This window comes from Pandoraea communis (genome assembly GCF_902459745.1).
GTDB lineage: Bacteria > Pseudomonadota > Gammaproteobacteria > Burkholderiales > Burkholderiaceae > Pandoraea > Pandoraea communis.
Genome location: NZ_CABPSJ010000003.1, coordinates 528,074 through 543,476, shown reverse-complemented (window position 1 = coordinate 543,476; position 15,403 = coordinate 528,074). Strand labels below are relative to the sequence as shown.

Below are 15,403 nucleotides of genomic sequence, written 5' to 3'. Positions count from 1 at the left end.
CGGACGTCGGGCAACCATGAGTATTGTGCGAATTCATTGGACGTTTTGCGGCACCGACGTCGCCACCAGCTTTGCCATCTCCCGTCGGCGAGACGGCTTTAGAACCTGTTTTGCAGCGCCTCCGAGGCGATCTCAGCCTTGAGCTTCTCCTCGATGTACATCTTTGCGTAGCCGCGCGTTCTCTGCCACCAGTTCCTTCATGCGCGACATCATCGGGACGTCCATGCCACCGTACTTCGAGTGCCATTTATAAAACGTCGCCGAGCTGATACCCGGCTCCCCGCACAACGCAGCCATCGCCAGACCCGCTTCCGCTCGCTTGAGCGCCCCCAGTATCTGGCCGTCCGTGAGTCTCGACTTCTTCATTGGCAGAACTCCCTCGTAACGAAAAAATTCTACTCCGCATGAGTCCGGCCCCACGAGCCATGGCGCCGGTTTTTCACACGACACGTCGACGCCCCAGGAGTACACTTTCGCCTTCCTCCAATAACCTCGATGCAGCACAAGGAGACGCCGGCATGGCACCGAAGGATCTGTTGCAGGCACTTATCGTCGTACTCGCCTGGGGCGTGAACTTCGTCGTCATCAAGGTCGGCCTGCATGGCGTGCCGCCAATGTTGCTGGGCGCCCTTCGATTCCTGCTCGCCGCCTTCCCCGCGATCTTCTTTGTCAGACGCCCGCAGGTGCCCTGGCGCTGGCTGGTCGCCTACGGCATCACGATTTCGTTCGGGCAATTCGCACTGTTGTTTACCGCGATGTACGTCGGCATGCCCGCCGGCCTGGCGTCACTCGTGCTTCAGGCGCAGGCGTTCTTCACGTTGGGGCTCGCTGTGCTGTGCCTCGGAGAACGCTTCCGCGCGCAAAACATCTACGGCCTACTCATCGCGGCAGCGGGCCTCGCCGTCATCGGCATGCACGGCGGCAGCGCGATGACGCCACTCGGTTTCGTGCTCACGCTTTGCGCGTCGCTTAGCTGGGCGACAGGCAACGTCATCACGAAAAAGATCGGCAATGTCGATCTCGTCGGCCTCGTGGTCTGGGCCAGCCTGATTCCGCCGATTCCGTTCGCCCTGCTCTCCTATTGGTTCGAAGGCCCGCAGCAAATCGCGAACTCGCTGTCGCATATCTCCGCAACATCGATCTTCGCCATCGCCTACCTCGCCTTCATCGCAACGCTCGTCGGCTATTCGCTGTGGGGCCGCCTGATGACGCGCTACCCCGCCAGTCAGGTCGCGCCGTTCTCGCTGCTCGTGCCGATCATCGGCCTTGCATCCGCCGCTCTGCTGCTCGACGAACAACTGGCCGAAGCTCAAATCGCCGGGGCCGCGCTGGTGATGACTGGCCTCGTGGTGAACGTATTCGGCGCGAAGATCAAACAGCGCCTGCTGCCGGCTTCGCGCTAGCGAGTCTCATGTGCAGCAGCGGGAACGGCCGGCCCTGCCCGTCGAGTTCCGATCGCCCCGTCACCTCGAACCCCTCGCGCCGATAGAACGCCAGCGCCTGCGGGTTCTGCTCGTTCACGTCGACGCTCGTGCAACCCAGCTCACGCACGGCGTAAGCCAGCAACGCAGCACCAATGCCTTGCCTGCGCACGTCGGGCGCGACAAACAACATCTCCACATTGCCCTGCGCCACCCCGAGAAAACCACGAAGGACGCCAGCGTCGTCACGAAATACACGTAGCGTGACCGCCCCCAGATAGTCATGACGAATGCGCGGACGCAACCAGGCGATATCGGCGTCGCCCAGGAAATCGTGCGTCGCGCGCACGGACGCCTCCCAAAGCTCGACGATGGCGTCGAATTCGTTTTCGTGCGTAGTGAAGATGCCTGACATGGAAACCCGCAGTTGGATATGTCGAGAGACGTGCACGCGTACCCATGACAAATATGCGCGACGGAGGCAAAACGCAAAAAGCCTGATTTCTTGTGGAAATCAGGCTTTCGAATTTGGTTGCGGGGACAGGATTTGAACCTGTGACCTTCGGGTTATGAGCCCGACGAGCTGCCAGACTGCTCCACCCCGCGTCTGAAGAATTGAATTATATGGCAATTGCCATCGCAGCGCAACATAACTGGCCGATTATTTTTCTGGCCCAGGTCTGGGGGTCGGGAAAAAACCGCCGCATGTGCCCCAACACGGGTTATCCCAACGCGCTGTTGGCCTTGCCGCACAGCGTGCGTTGCCGATGATACACTCGCAGCAACCATGAACCGACGTCCTCCCATCCAATTCTGTTCCGCCTGCGGCCACCCGGTCGAGTTGCGCATTCCGCCCGGCGATAATCGCGAGCGGCATGTCTGCACTCATTGCGGCACTATCCACTATCAGAACCCGCGCAACGTGCTCGGCACGGTGCCTGTGTGGGGCGATCAGGTGCTGCTTTGCAAACGCGCCATCGAGCCGCGTCTCGGTTACTGGACGCTGCCCGCAGGCTTCATGGAAATTGGCGAAACGACGTCGCAGGCCGCCGCACGCGAGACACTCGAAGAAGCTGGCGCCGTCGTCGAAGTCGGCGCCCTCTTCTCGTTGCTCAACGTACCGCATGTCAATCAGGTTCATATCTTCTATCTGGCACAGATGTGCGAGCCGCAGTTCGCCGCCGGCGAAGAGAGCCTCGAAGTCGCCCTGTTTTCGGAAGACGAGATCCCCTGGGACGAGATCGCCTTCCCGACCGTGGCGAAGACCCTGCGCTTCTTCTTCGAAGACCGTCGCGCAGGGGCATTCGGCGTACACCTCGAAGCCTCGCAAGACGAGGCCGCCGTGCCGGGTACACCGGTACCGTCGCTGCCCGTCAATACGGCGCACACCGAAGACATCCTCACGCCGATGCTGCGTGTCTGAGCGCACGCTCATCGCGCGTTGCATGAAGCCGACTGCCGCTCCGGAGCGCTAACCTCACCATGGTCGTCTGGCTCGAAGCAAACGATCCGTTCCCGCCGGTGGACGAAGCGCTCGATGCATCGAGCGAAGCGCCGGGGCTGCTCGCGGCCGGACTCGACCTCTCTGCGCAACGTCTGCTCGCCGCCTACCGGCAGGGCATCTTCCCGTGGTACTCGCAGGGCCAGCCCGTTCTCTGGTGGAGCCCCGACCCGCGCATGGTGTTGCGCCCCGAGAACTTCGTCGTCAGCCACAACTTCCGCAAATTGCTGCGCCGCGTGCTACGCGACGACGCCTGGGAGATCCGCCTGGACGTCGACTTTGCCGCAGTCATGCAGGCATGCGCCCAAGCACCGCGTCGCGGCCAGGACGGCACATGGATCACACCGGCCATCGTTGCCGCCTACCGCTCGCTGCACGACGCCGGGCTCGCCCACAGCGTGGAAACCTTCTATGAAGGCGAGCGTGTCGGCGGCCTTTATGGCGTGGCACTCGGCCGCATGTTCTACGGCGAATCGATGTTCGCCAAGCGCACCGACGCGTCGAAAATCGCGCTTGCCGCGCTCGTCGCGTTTGCACGCACACACGCAATAGAGGTGATAGACTGCCAGCAAAGTACCGCGCATCTGGCGTCGCTCGGCGGCGGCGAAATTCCCCGCCAGGCGTTTCTCGCGCACGTGAAGACGGCGGTCATGGCCCCCGCGCCGGTCTGGCGCCTGGACAAACAGGTGCTCAGCGCACTGGCCTACGGTAACGCAGCAGATAAGGCTCACGAGGTTTCCCAGTGACCCATCCGAACGAACTGCCGCTCTCTCCGCTGTCTGCCCTTCAGTTCTACGCAACGGCGCCCTACCCCTGCAGCTATCTCGATAATCACACGGCCCGCTCGCAGGTCGCCACACCCAGTCATCTAATCAATTCGGACGTCTATAGCGAACTCGTTCGCTCCGGATTTCGTCGCAGCGGGGTCTTCACATACCGCCCGTACTGTGACGGCTGCCGCGCGTGCGTGCCGGTGCGCGTGCCGATCGCGCGCTTCGTGCCAAACCGTACGCAGCGCCGCATCTGGCGACGCCACGCCGGCCTCGCCGTCAACGTATCGGGCCTGCATTACACCGAAGAGCATTACCAGCTCTATATGCGCTATCAGTCGCGGCGCCACGCGGGCGGCGGCATGGATCACGACAGCCGCGAGCAATACGAGCAGTTCCTGCTGCAAAGCCGTGTGAACTCCCGTCTGGTGGAATTCCGCGAGCCGCCCGGCCATCAGGGCGCAGGCACGCTGCGCATGATCAGCATGGTGGACATCCTGAGTGACGGCCTGTCGTCGGTCTATACGTTCTTCGACCCCGACGTCGAAGGCGCATCGTACGGCACATACAACATCCTGTGGCAGATCGAACAGGCGCGCGCCCTAGGGCTGCCGCACGTCTATCTCGGCTACTGGATTCAGGCGAGCCGCAAGATGGTGTACAAGGCCAACTTCCGGCCGCTGCAAGGCCTGCTCGACGGTCAATGGCAAGACATGCCTGAAGCCATGCTCGACGCCGCCGGCCAATCGCCTCAATCACACCAGTAGTGCGCATCGCGCTCATCCACCCCCCGGCACTGCGCAAAACAAGAGTACGCAGAGCGTAGAAAAAGACGCGCTCTGCGACCGGGATACCGGTAAAATGGCGACTTTCCGATTCTGCCGAACCCGACATCGTGCTTGCGCCCCTCTATCCCCTGGCCCGTCGCGCCTTGTTCTGCCTCGACGCGGAACAAGCCCACCATCTGACACTGGCCACGCTGCGCACTGCCGCCTCGCTCGGACTGGCCGGCCTCATTGGTCAGACGCTGCCCGAAGATCCGCGTACGGTTATGGGTATCCGCTTCCCGAACCCCGTCGGTCTTGCCGCCGGCCTCGACAAGGACGGCAGTTGCATCGATGGCCTCGCCGCGCTGGGGTTCGGTTTCGTGGAAGTGGGTACCGTCACGCCGCGCCCGCAGCCGGGCAATCCGAAGCCTCGCATTTTCCGTCTGCCGCAAGCCGAAGCCATCATCAACCGCATGGGCTTCAACAACGGCGGCGTCGAGCAGTTTCTTCAGAACGTGCAGTCGGCGCGCTACAAAGGACCGCTGGGCCTGAACATCGGCAAGAACGCCGATACGCCGATCGAGCGCGCGGTCGACGACTATCTCATCTGCCTCGAGAAGGTGTATCCGTACGCCACGTATGTAACGGTCAACATCTCGTCGCCCAACACCAAGAATCTGCGCCAATTGCAGGGCGCCGACGAACTCGATGCGCTGCTCGGCAAGCTCAAGGACAAGCAACGCGAACTGTCCGATCGTCACGGCAAGTACGTGCCGATCGCACTCAAGATAGCGCCGGATCTCGACGACGAACAGATCAAGGTCATCGCCGATACGCTAACGCGTCACGGCTTCGACGGCGTGATCGCCACCAACACGACGCTCTCGCGCGAAGCCGTGGCGGGCCTGCCGTACGCTAACGAAACGGGCGGCCTATCGGGACGCCCGGTGTTCGACGCCTCGAATCGCGTGATCCGTGCGCTCGCCGCCGAACTGGGTGGCGCATTGCCAATCATCGGCGTTGGCGGCATTCTGTCGGGTGCCGATGCACGAGCCAAGCTCGATGCGGGGGCCAGCCTCGTTCAGGTATACAGTGGTCTGATTTACCGCGGCCCCGAGCTGGTGCGAGAATGTGTGCAAGCGCTGCGTACGGCCTGACTGGCTGAACGTTGCCCCTTCATCTGCCTCAGGGAGACTTCATCATCATGAAAGCCTGGCTCAAGACGCTGTGCCTCGTACCACTGGCCGCCGCCACCCTGGTGGGCACCACGCCCGCCCGCGCGGCCGATCTGCTCGACACCGTGAAGTCCGCCGGTGTGCTGAAAATCGGCATCGAAGGCACGTACCCGCCGTTCAACTATCGCGGCACCGATGGTCAGCTCGACGGCTTCGATGTCGACGTTGCCAAGGCCGTCGCGCAGCGTCTCGGCGTGAAGCCCATGTTCGTGACGACGGAATGGAGCGGCATTATCGGTGGACTCGTGGCGGGCAAGTTCGACGTCATCGTCAATCAGGTCGCCATCACGGACGAGCGTAAGAAATCGCTCGACTTCAGCCAGCCGTACACCTACTCCGCCGCCCAGCTCATTCAACGCAAGGACGACAAGCGCGAATTCGCTTCGCTCGAAGCGCTCAAAGGCCACAAGCTCGGCGTCAGCCTCGGCAGCAACTACGACAAGCTCGCGAAAGCGGTGCCAGGCATTGATGTGCGTACATACCCGGGCGCCCCCGAGTATCTGCGCGATCTTGCGGCCGGGCGCGTCGATGCGGCCCTCAACGACCGCTTGATGCTGGCGTATCTGATCAAAACGTCGAACCTGCCGCTGCGTCCCGGTGCCGTGCTGCAAGACACCAACCAATCGGTCGGCATCCCGTTCCGCAAGGGCAATCCGAAGTTCGCCAAGGCCATCGACGATGCGCTCTCGAGCATGAAGCAGGACGGTACGCTCGCGAAGCTCGCGGAAAAGTGGTTTGGTGAGGACGTGTCCAAGCCTGCGAAGTAATACGCAAGCCGCGCAGCGACACATTTCGGTCGCATCACGGCCGGCACTACGCAAATGACGCGAGTGCCGGCCGTCGTCTTTTCAGCTCACGATTCACCACCAGAAATCCCCCATGAATCCATTCGAACTCGCCGCCCAATCCATGCCGGTGCTGTTGCAAGGCACTGTGCTCACGATCAAGTTCGCATTGCTGTCGATGGTATTCGGTCTGGTGATCGGCGTCATCGTGGCGATCATGGGCATCGGCAAGATCCGCGTGCTGCGCGGTATCGCCCGCGCCTACGTCAGCGTCATGCGCGGCACCCCACTGCTCGTGCAGATCTTCGTGATCTATTACGGCTTGCCAGGCATCGGCATCTCGCTCGAGCCGACACCGGCCGGTGTTCTCACGCTGAGTCTTAACGTCGGCGCGTATCTGTCGGAGAGCATGCGCGGCGCCCTCGAAGGCATGCCGCGCGGCCAGTGGCTGGCGGCGTACAGCCTCGGCCTGTCTTACTGGCAAACGCTGCGCTATGTCATCGCGCCGCAAGCCCTGCGCATGGCCGTGCCGAGCCTCGGCAATAGCCTTATCAGCCTGATCAAGGACACGTCGCTGGTCTCGGTCATTACGGTAACGGAGCTGTTGCGCTCCGCGCAGGAGGTCATCGCGTCGACGTATCAGCCATTGCCGCTCTATCTCGCGTGTGCTGCCATCTACTGGGTACTGTCGACCGGATTGTCGGCGTTGCAGCGGCGCATCGAAAAGCGTCTCGCGTTACCCGCCCGAAGCTAAGTCTCACGGACACAAAAAAGCCGGCACCCCTGCTGCCTGTCTCTGACATCCGGGGCCCGGCCTTCTTGCTGCATCACCGGCGCATCAACGGCACCAGCGCATCATCACACCACACTTATCGCGGTGCGCGACGCTCGCGATACATCGCACGGAACGTCTTGCCGCTCGGCGCAGGCATCTCACGCGTATCGGTCCAACCGCCGGCAAACGGCAGCTTCGAGATGCTGCCGCGATCGCGCCCCATCCGTCGCAATGCCCAAGCGCCCAGCCTCGAGAGCGTTGCATACAGACGCGGGCGACGCGCGGCGAATGCCCACGCGGCGAGCGCCGCCCGCTCCTGCCACGGCCGCAGACCACGATCGACCTGACGCTCGCGCAATTTGCGCAGCAGATCGGAAATCGGGATTCCCACCGGGCAGACGCGATTGCACTCACCACACAACGTCGCCGCCTGCGGCAGATCGAGCGTCTTTTCGAGCCCGACGTAACTCGGCGTGAGCACCGATCCCATCGGCCCCGGATACACCCATCCGTAAGCATGACCGCCGATCTTCTGATAGACCGGGCAATGGTTCATGCACGCGCCGCAGCGGATGCAACGCAGCATCTCCTGGAACGCGCCGCCGATCAGACCCGAGCGGCCGCCATCCACCAGCACGAAGTACATGTGGTCGGGGCCATCGACCTCGCCCTCGGCTCGCGTGCCGGTCAGCAGCGAGAAGTAGTTCGATGTGCCTTGCCCGGTTGCCGAGCGCGGTAGCAGACGCATCGCCGTCGCCAGGTCCTCAAGCGTCGGCAACACCTTCTCGATGCCCGTCACCGCCACGTGCACACGCGGCATGATCGTGCACATGCCTTCGTTCCCCTCGTTCGTCACCACGGCCACGGAGCCGGTTTCTGCCACGAGGAAGTTGCCCCCTGTCACGCCCATGTCCGCCGAAAGGAACTGCGGGCGCAGCATCTCGCGGGCTTCACGCGTCATCGCCGGAATTTCGGTCAGACGCGGCTTGTGGTGAACGCGGGCAAACAGGTCGGCGACTTCGTCCTTATCCTTGTGCACCACCGGCGCAATGATGTGCGACGGCGGCTCGTTGTCGTTGATCTGAAGGATGTACTCGCCAAGGTCAGTCTCAACCGACTGCACGCCCATGTCGGCGAGCACCTTGTTGAGCTGCAACTCTTCCGTGACCATCGATTTCGATTTGATCACCTTCTTCACATCGTGCTTGCGGGCGATCTCCGCAATCAGACGTGCTGCATCCTGCGTCGATTCCGCGAACAACACGGTCGCACCGCGTCGCGTGGCTTCGCGCTCGAAGATCTCCAGCCAGACGTCGAGCGTCTCGAGCCCGCGATTGCGGCGCTCCTTGAGCGCCTCGCGTGTCGCCTCGAAGTCGATCTCTTCGATGGCGGCAGCACGCGCCGTCACGAACTTGGTCGAGAGCTTCTTGAGGTTGGCTTGCAAACGCTGGTCGGCAAGCTTCTGCCCGGCCCGCGCCTTGAATTGCATCGATTGAACTTGCATCGCGACTCACGAAAGGTGATGGCCGCCGGCGCGCATCACCGCGCGCACAAGCGTGATTGTCGGGAGGACTGCGGCGAACTCACGCATCGCCGGCAAGTACCTGAGCGATGTGCAGCACGCGCGTCTTCGTGTCGCCGGTGCGGCGCAGACGCCCTTCGATGTTGAGCATGCACCCGAGGTCGCCGAGCACCACTGCCGGTGCACCGCTCGCTGCGATATTGGCGCACTTCTCGTCGACGATGGCCGTCGAGATGTTGCCGTACTTGAGCGCGAAGGTACCCCCGAAGCCGCAGCAAGCCTGGCAGTCCTTCATCTCGGTCATCTTCACGCCGGGCATTTTTGCGAGCAATGCGCGCGGTTGTGCCTTGACGCCAAGCTCACGCAGCCCCGAGCAGGCGTCGTGATACGTGACTTCGCCGTTGTAATCGCCGGGCACCGTATCGACATGCAGCACGTTGACGAGAAAATCGGTCAGCTCGAACACACGAGGACGCAGCCGCTCGTAACGCCCCATCAGTTCGGGGTCGTCGGCAAAGAGATCGCCGTAATGCGCCTTGACCATGCCACCGCATGACCCTGACGGCACGACGACATAGTCGAACGATTCGAATTCATCGAGAAATTTCTGAGCGAGATCTCGGGCGATGGCCCGTTCGCCAGAGTTGTAGCCGGGCTGACCGCAGCAAGTCTGGGAATTGGGAATCACGACCTCGCAGCCGGCTGTCTCGAGCAGCTTGAGTGTCGAGAAACCGATCTCCGGACGCATCATGTCGATTAGACACGTGACAAAGAGTCCGACGCGCATTGGGGGAATCCTCTATTCGGGAATAATGCGCCATTATAAGTCGCTGGGCCGAACCGGCCCAGCGTGGATTCCCGCATCTCGCGCAGATGTGCGCAGACGCTCACCGCCGACTAGGCCATGCGAGCGCCGGCGTGTGTATATGGACTCCAGGAATTCGCGCGTTCGGGCATCTGCCGGTTGCGGTACGATGCATCGCCCGCAGGGAATGTGGAGAGCGCTACCATCGCCGAACGCATTGACGTGACCTCTTGCAAACGCGACAGCCGCTGCAGATCGGTTCTGAAATCGTCGAGCTTGCGCTCAACCGCACTGAAGCCAGACACCAGCGTTTCTTGCGTCGTGTTTAATGCCTGGGATTGCCGCCTGACATCGCCTCGCAGCGAGTCCACACTGGAAACGACGCCGCTCATTTGCTCCGCCATGGCGCTGACCCGGGCATCCGTACCTTGCGTCTGGGTCCTCACATCCTGCAGCAGATTCCACATCATGTCCTCACGTGCCAAAGCAGCACGCCGGTCGCTGATATCCAAATACGTCTTCATCGTTGCCCCCTCCGTTTCAATAAGTTGTTTTGCACTCGCCAACAGACTCTCGACAGACTTCCACCCCCGCTCGCGGTCGAACCCGCGAATGCTTCCCAGACTGACGACACGAATCACTATCGCCAACACCACCCCGACGATGGCGAGTGTGCCGCTCGACGCAATCAGCGCCGCAATCGCAAGGCCACCCGCGATGCAATACAGGACGGCCGACATCGCAAAGCGCTTGCCGAAATGCTTCCTCTCCGGCCACACTTCCTTCGACCCGCACCTGATCGTCTCGCGTGCAGCGTTCAGGCACTGCTCGACTTCGGCCAGAACGTCCATACACTCCGCACCGATCTTCGCGTACTCGGCTCTTTGCGCAGCGGCGTCCTCAAAAGTCGCACTCCTGAGCGCCGTCGAGCGTTCAACCATCTCGCCGCATTTGTGCAGCATCTCCTCTTCTTTGCGCAGCGCATCCGCCAAATGCCCCAGGATCATCGAAAACCGCCTGGCAGACGGTGTGAGACTGTCGATGTCGCGGTCATGTAACTGCTCGCCAACCAGGAAGTACAACCCCTGACGGCTGGGGTTGGACGTATAACGATAAAACCCGTCCCAAAGCCCGCCGCCCCAGTAGCCTGAGGTCGCCTTCTTGTACGTCGAAGCAAATGCGCTCTCCAGCCGGGTGATCGACTCACTGCTCAATCCCAACTGCGCCTTTGTGTTTGCAATCTGTTGAAACTGCCGGACGATTTCCTCGTGCTTCTCGGCAATCGACTTTCCGCTTGTGGCGGCCTTCTGCTTCAACTCGCACTTCCCCTGCGACCATGGGGCCGCCGGCGCATAAACATACCCATACATTCCCAGCGCCTCCTTTATGGTGCCGACCACATCTTCCGATCCGGTCAGACACCGAATTAAATGGCAAGGGAATGATAGGCACGCGAGCGAAAGACCACTTTTGGTTTAGGCCGGCAGTTACTGCGGCAACGACGCTTTCCTGTAACACGCCCGTTACGGCTCGCCGGACGCGCCAGATGCGTCAACCGTCGATGGCGCCAGCGCATCGGACGGCTGGATTTTTCGCAGAAGTCCTCTATGCGAACTCTGCGAATTTTTCACAATATGATATAGAATCACTTCTATACGAAACTCGGCCCTACCCCATGAAAGACGAAAGCAATCCAGGCGCGGAGTCGCGCACGTCCATTCAGGTAATCGAGCGCATGATGCGTCTGCTCGATGCCCTTGCCGGCCACGCCGATCCCGTGAGCCTCAAGGAACTGGCGCAAGCTACCGAGCTTCATCCGTCGACCGCGCACCGCATCCTGAACGACATGGTGGCTTGCCGCTTTGTCGATCGTTGCGATCCGGGCACGTACCGTCTCGGCATGCGTCTGCTCGAACTCGGCAATCTGGTCAAAGCGCGCCTGTCGGTACGCGATGCCGCGCTCGCGCCGATGCGCGGCCTGCATCGCATTACCGGTCAAACGGTCAATCTGTCGGTACGTCAAGGCGACGAAATCGTCTACATCGAGCGTGCCTATAGCGAGCGCTCGGGCATGCAGGTGGTGCGCGCCATCGGCGGCCATGCGCCGTTGCACCTCACCTCGGTCGGCAAGCTCTTCCTCGCCGCCGACGAAGCCTCGCGCGTACGCGCCTACGCCGCACGCACCGGCCTGTCTGGACATACACGCAATAGCATCACCGATCTGCAAAAGCTCGAGCGTGAACTGACTCACGTGCGTAAGTCGGGCTATGCACGCGATAACGAGGAACTCGAGCTGGGTGTGCGATGCATTGCGGCAGGGATCTACGACGATAGCGGCAAGCTCGTTGCGGGGCTTTCGCTGTCTGCGCCGGCCGACCGCTTACAGGACGCGTGGCTCGCCAACCTGAACGAGACTGCGTTGCACATTTCGACGTCGCTGGGCTTTCACGTGCCGAACCCGGATGCTGGCGGCAGCAGTCAGTCGCAGAACAGCACGGCCGAATAACAAAAGGCGCTCCCTCGGGAGCGCCTTTTGTTTCATAGTTGGCGCGACGTGCGCCGCGCAACTTAACGAGACACGGCTTACAGCGCGTGTTCGCTGTTGGTTGCGACCTGTGCCGTCGGCGTCGTGCCCGCCGTACGCTGCGGCGTAGTGCCGCCGCCATCGAGCAGCCACTTACGAACGCGCGTGGCGTCGGCGAAGCGTGAATACTTGCCGGTCGAATCAAGCAGAATCATGATCACCGGACGGCCTTCGACATTGGCCTGCATCACGAGGCATTGACCCGCTTCGTTGATATAGCCCGTCTTCTGCAGACCGATTTCCCAGCCCGGATGACCGATCAGGTGATTCGTGCTGACGTAGTGCAATTCACGGCGGCCGGTATTGACGTCGTAATTGGTATCCGTCGAGAAACGACGAATCATCGGGTACTGATAAGCGGCCTTGACCATCTTCACGAGATCACGCGCACTCGACACGTTCTGGCTCGACAACCCCGTCGGATCGTTGAAGTGCGTGTCGTTCATGCCGAGTTGCTTGGCCTTGCGATTCATCGCCGCCAGGAAGGCGGGACGGCCCCCCGGGAAGTAGCGCGACAGCGCAGCGGCCGCACGATTCTCCGACGACATCAGCGCAATGTGCAGCATGTCTTCGCGCGACAGGCGCGAACCCACCGACAGGCGCGAACCTGTGCCCTTTTCGTAATCGCGATCTTCGTCCGTCACTTCCATGACGTCGGTCATCGGGATACCGGCGTCGAGCGACACCATCGCCGTCATCAGCTTCGAGATCGAGGCGATCGGCAGCACCGCTTGCGAGTTCTTGTCGAACAGCGACTCGCCGGTGCGCTCGTCAATCACATAAGCCACCGAGGAACGCAGCGCGAGAGTGTCAGGCGTTTCGTGCAGACCGAACGCACGGCCCGTCGACAGACGCTCCGGTGCTTGCGGCGTAAAGTTGACGGTGCGATACGACGTCACGACACGGCGCTTGCCGTTTTTGTAGACGACACGTTTGACGGCGACACGCTTGGCAGCAGCGTCGTCGTCGACGGTGGCCAGCTTACGCGCCTTGCCGCCCGCCTTCACGCTCTTGGTATCGCGAGCGGCGGTCGTGGCGACGGCACCTTTGGCACCGGTTTTGGAAGCGGCGACGGCTTTCGTCGCTTTAGGATTGGCACATGCGCGCTTCTGGGCAGCAGTCTTGGCCGTCTTGGGCGAGCATTCGCTCGTCTTACCAGCGGCGTAAGTGACTGCCGGGGTACCGGCGGCGAGTGAAATCGCCACGACGGCAGCACCCCAGAGGCGGGAGCGGCACAGACGCGCAAGAGTCGTGATCGCGTACATAAATTGGGGGTAGCGTGAGGTTGGCAGACAACGAGGTTGTGAGAAGTTTAGTAACTTCCGAAAAAATAAGCAATATGAATGACTTAGCGGAAATACTTAAACCGGCATCTGGCAGTTTTGTGCGACGCAACGCAAAAAATCACATGATCGCCAAAATTTGCCAAATTATGCCAACCCCTTGATATCAATCAGTTCAAAAAATGCGCCCACTCATTCAGAGGCGCACGCTCGGTGACGAGCCGGTTCTCGACCGCCTCCGGATCTGCGTAACCCAACGCCATACCGCACACGACCATCCGGGTCTCGGGCAATCGCAGTTCCGCCGAAATGACCTGGTGGAACGTGGCAAACGCCGCCTGCGGACAGGTATCGAGCCCTCGCGCGCGCGCCGCGACCATCACGCTTTGCAGGAACATGCCGTAGTCCAGCCAACTGCCCTGCTCCAGATGCCGATCGATCGTAAAGATCAAACCCACCGGCGCACCGAAGAACGTGAAGTTACGTGCGTGCTGCCCGTGCATGCGCTCCTTATCGGCGCGCCCGATGCCCAGCAGGCTATACAGATCCCATCCCACCTTGCGACGACGCGCCTGATAAGGCTCACTCCACTCGCGCGGGTAATACGCGTACTCCTCCTGGTGCATCAATCGCTGGGCCGGGTCGTTGAACGCGTCCAACAGCCGCGTCGTGAGCGACTTCAACGCCTCACCGGACAGCACATAGGTCTGCCACGGCTGAATGTTGCTGCCCGAAGGCGCACGCGACGCAACCGAAAGAATGTCCGCCACGGTAGCCTGCGGCACGGGCGTCGGCAGGTAGGCTCGAATCGAACGCCGGCTGCGAATCGCCTCGTCAACATATTCCACGCGCAGCCTGGCGTTATCGTTGACAGCCGGGCGATGGGTACTTTCCCCAACCATGGGTTGCATGGGCAGGCCGGATGTTGGGGCGTTGTCGCTTTGCGAGGGTTGCGCAGCTTGCGCACGCGGGTGTTCTTGTTTCATAGACTTTTGCTCGCGCCAAACAATGAAAGGGAAATGGCGTCTGGCTCAAGACGCTGACGCGACAGGCACCGCCCGCCGCTCGATCACAAGCGCAACGCCGAGGGCCGCAACGACCATCCCGGCAGCACTCAGCGGTGACAGCATCTCGCCGAACAGCAGCCAGGCCATGACAGCGGTGGTCGGCGGCGTCAGATACATAAGGCTGGAAACCTTGGTCGCGGCACCATGCCGGATCAGCAAAAACAGCAAAGAAATTGCACCGATCGACAACGCCAGCACCGACCATGCGAGCGCGCCAAGCATTTCAACGTTCCAGCGCACTTGCATGGTTTCAAGCGCCCACGCCGCGGGCAGCGTCACGACGAAAGCCGCGCCGAACTGCACGAGCGTACCGACGCGCAAATCGAAATGCGCACAGAAACGTTTCTGATAGAGCGTGCCGGCCGTAATCGCGAACAGGCTCAGCACACACAAAGCCACGGGTCCCACGCCGATGCCGCGAACACCGACCTTGTTGGCAACGACCAGCCCAACGCCGACAAATCCACACAGCAGCCCGAGCCATTGGCGTCGCGAGACCGGCTCGCCGACCACGCGCGCAAAAAGTGCCGTCAGCAATGGCTGAATACCGACGATCAATGCTGCCAGTCCCGCCGGTGCGCCCTGTTTGATCGCGGCCCACACGCCGCCGAGATATACCGCCTGGATCAGGATGCCGGACACGGCAAGATGCGCAATGAGCGGCCAGTCGATGCGCCCGGCGCCGCCGCCCTCACGCCGCATGGGCCAAGGTGTGCCCGTCAACAACGCGACGGGCAGCATGACCAGCAGCGTGCCGCCGAAGCGCAACGCCAGAAACGTCAGCGGTTCGGCATTCGGCATGCCGTATTTGGCGACAATAAAGCCCGTGCTCCAGATCAGCACGAACCACCATGGCATGGTCGCGCTCCAGAGGCTCAGGCGTGCGTT

The 15,403-nt window shown here is 61.7% G+C and carries 15 protein-coding genes, 1 tRNA gene and 1 pseudogene; 8 read left to right on the top strand and 9 right to left on the bottom strand.

From position 1 onward, the window contains the following. Nucleotides 1–72: 72 nt before the first annotated feature. A pseudogene (locus PCO31110_RS13265) lies at nt 73–366 on the bottom strand (transposase); the annotation flags it as partial. A 152-nt stretch (nt 367–518) separates the two neighbouring features. Here PCO31110_RS13265 and PCO31110_RS13260 point away from each other — a divergent pair. After that, nucleotides 519–1,403, top strand: coding sequence for an EamA family transporter (locus PCO31110_RS13260; RefSeq protein ID WP_150587076.1), 885 nt, complete (start codon nt 519–521; stop codon nt 1,401–1,403). On the opposite strand, the gene PCO31110_RS13255 is transcribed toward PCO31110_RS13260, so the two are convergent. Continuing rightward, entirely contained in the window at nt 1,372–1,836 is a 465-nt protein-coding gene (locus PCO31110_RS13255; protein WP_150690607.1) for a GNAT family N-acetyltransferase, read from the bottom strand. The genes PCO31110_RS13260 and PCO31110_RS13255 overlap by 32 nt on opposite strands. 114 nt (nt 1,837–1,950) lie before the next feature. Beyond that, a tRNA-Met gene (locus PCO31110_RS13250) sits at nt 1,951–2,027 on the bottom strand. A 199-nt stretch (nt 2,028–2,226) separates the two neighbouring features. On the opposite strand from PCO31110_RS13250, the gene PCO31110_RS13245 reads away from it, so the two are divergent. From PCO31110_RS13245 to PCO31110_RS13220, 6 genes are all read left to right on the top strand, one after another. Further along, complete coding sequence (locus tag PCO31110_RS13245; RefSeq protein WP_246189848.1) at nt 2,227–2,844, top strand: NUDIX hydrolase; 618 nt, start codon at nt 2,227–2,229, stop codon at nt 2,842–2,844. A gap of 59 nt (nt 2,845–2,903) precedes the next feature. Next, nucleotides 2,904–3,668 carry a leucyl/phenylalanyl-tRNA--protein transferase gene (gene aat, locus PCO31110_RS13240; RefSeq protein WP_150587079.1) on the top strand — a complete coding sequence of 255 codons (765 nt, stop codon included), beginning with the start codon at nt 2,904–2,906 and terminating at the stop codon, nt 3,666–3,668. Next, nucleotides 3,665–4,459, top strand: coding sequence for an arginyltransferase (locus tag PCO31110_RS13235; protein ID WP_010807254.1), 795 nt, complete (start codon nt 3,665–3,667; stop codon nt 4,457–4,459). The genes aat and PCO31110_RS13235 overlap by 4 nt, the downstream gene beginning before the upstream one ends. Before the next feature lie 128 nt (nt 4,460–4,587). After that, entirely contained in the window at nt 4,588–5,616 is a 1,029-nt protein-coding gene (locus PCO31110_RS13230) for a quinone-dependent dihydroorotate dehydrogenase (RefSeq protein WP_150690606.1), read from the top strand. A 47-nt stretch (nt 5,617–5,663) separates the two neighbouring features. Continuing rightward, a complete protein-coding gene (locus tag PCO31110_RS13225) occupies nt 5,664–6,461 on the top strand; it encodes a transporter substrate-binding domain-containing protein (RefSeq protein WP_150690605.1) in 798 nt (265 codons plus the stop codon). A 112-nt stretch (nt 6,462–6,573) separates the two neighbouring features. Further along, nucleotides 6,574–7,233 (top strand): amino acid ABC transporter permease, encoded by a 660-nt coding sequence (locus PCO31110_RS13220; protein WP_010807257.1) that lies wholly within the window; start codon nt 6,574–6,576, stop codon nt 7,231–7,233. A 115-nt stretch (nt 7,234–7,348) separates the two neighbouring features. Here the strand turns inward: PCO31110_RS13220 and PCO31110_RS13215 are convergent, their stop codons facing one another. The 3 genes from PCO31110_RS13215 to PCO31110_RS13205 all read right to left on the bottom strand — a co-directional run bounded on the left by PCO31110_RS13215 (nt 7,349) and on the right by PCO31110_RS13205 (nt 10,897). Then, nucleotides 7,349–8,758, bottom strand: coding sequence for a lactate utilization protein B (locus tag PCO31110_RS13215; protein ID WP_010807258.1), 1,410 nt, complete (start codon nt 8,756–8,758; stop codon nt 7,349–7,351). Nucleotides 8,759–8,837: 79 nt separating this feature from the next. Continuing rightward, entirely contained in the window at nt 8,838–9,563 is a 726-nt protein-coding gene (locus PCO31110_RS13210) for a (Fe-S)-binding protein (protein WP_010807259.1), read from the bottom strand. Between the two features lie 110 nt (nt 9,564–9,673). Beyond that, nucleotides 9,674–10,897 carry a hypothetical protein gene (locus PCO31110_RS13205; protein WP_150690604.1) on the bottom strand — a complete coding sequence of 408 codons (1,224 nt, stop codon included), beginning with the start codon at nt 10,895–10,897 and terminating at the stop codon, nt 9,674–9,676. Between the two features lie 359 nt (nt 10,898–11,256). On the opposite strand from PCO31110_RS13205, the gene PCO31110_RS13200 reads away from it, so the two are divergent. Then, nucleotides 11,257–12,087: an IclR family transcriptional regulator gene (locus tag PCO31110_RS13200; RefSeq protein ID WP_010807261.1), complete on the top strand. Its 831-nt coding sequence runs from the start codon at nt 11,257–11,259 to the stop codon at nt 12,085–12,087. A 77-nt stretch (nt 12,088–12,164) separates the two neighbouring features. On the opposite strand, the gene pbpG is transcribed toward PCO31110_RS13200, so the two are convergent. The 3 genes from pbpG to PCO31110_RS13185 all read right to left on the bottom strand — a co-directional run bounded on the left by pbpG (nt 12,165) and on the right by PCO31110_RS13185 (nt 15,373). Then, the gene (pbpG, locus tag PCO31110_RS13195) at nt 12,165–13,430 is read right to left on the bottom strand and encodes a D-alanyl-D-alanine endopeptidase (RefSeq protein WP_010807262.1); all 1,266 of its coding nucleotides are present in this window, start codon (nt 13,428–13,430) and stop codon (nt 12,165–12,167) included. A gap of 188 nt (nt 13,431–13,618) precedes the next feature. After that, nucleotides 13,619–14,350, bottom strand: coding sequence for a nitroreductase (locus PCO31110_RS13190; RefSeq protein WP_051126103.1), 732 nt, complete (start codon nt 14,348–14,350; stop codon nt 13,619–13,621). 129 nt (nt 14,351–14,479) lie between these two features. Beyond that, nucleotides 14,480–15,373, bottom strand: a complete 894-nt coding sequence (locus PCO31110_RS13185) for a DMT family transporter (RefSeq protein WP_010807264.1) — start codon at nt 15,371–15,373, stop codon at nt 14,480–14,482. Nucleotides 15,374–15,403: the final 30 nt, after the last annotated feature.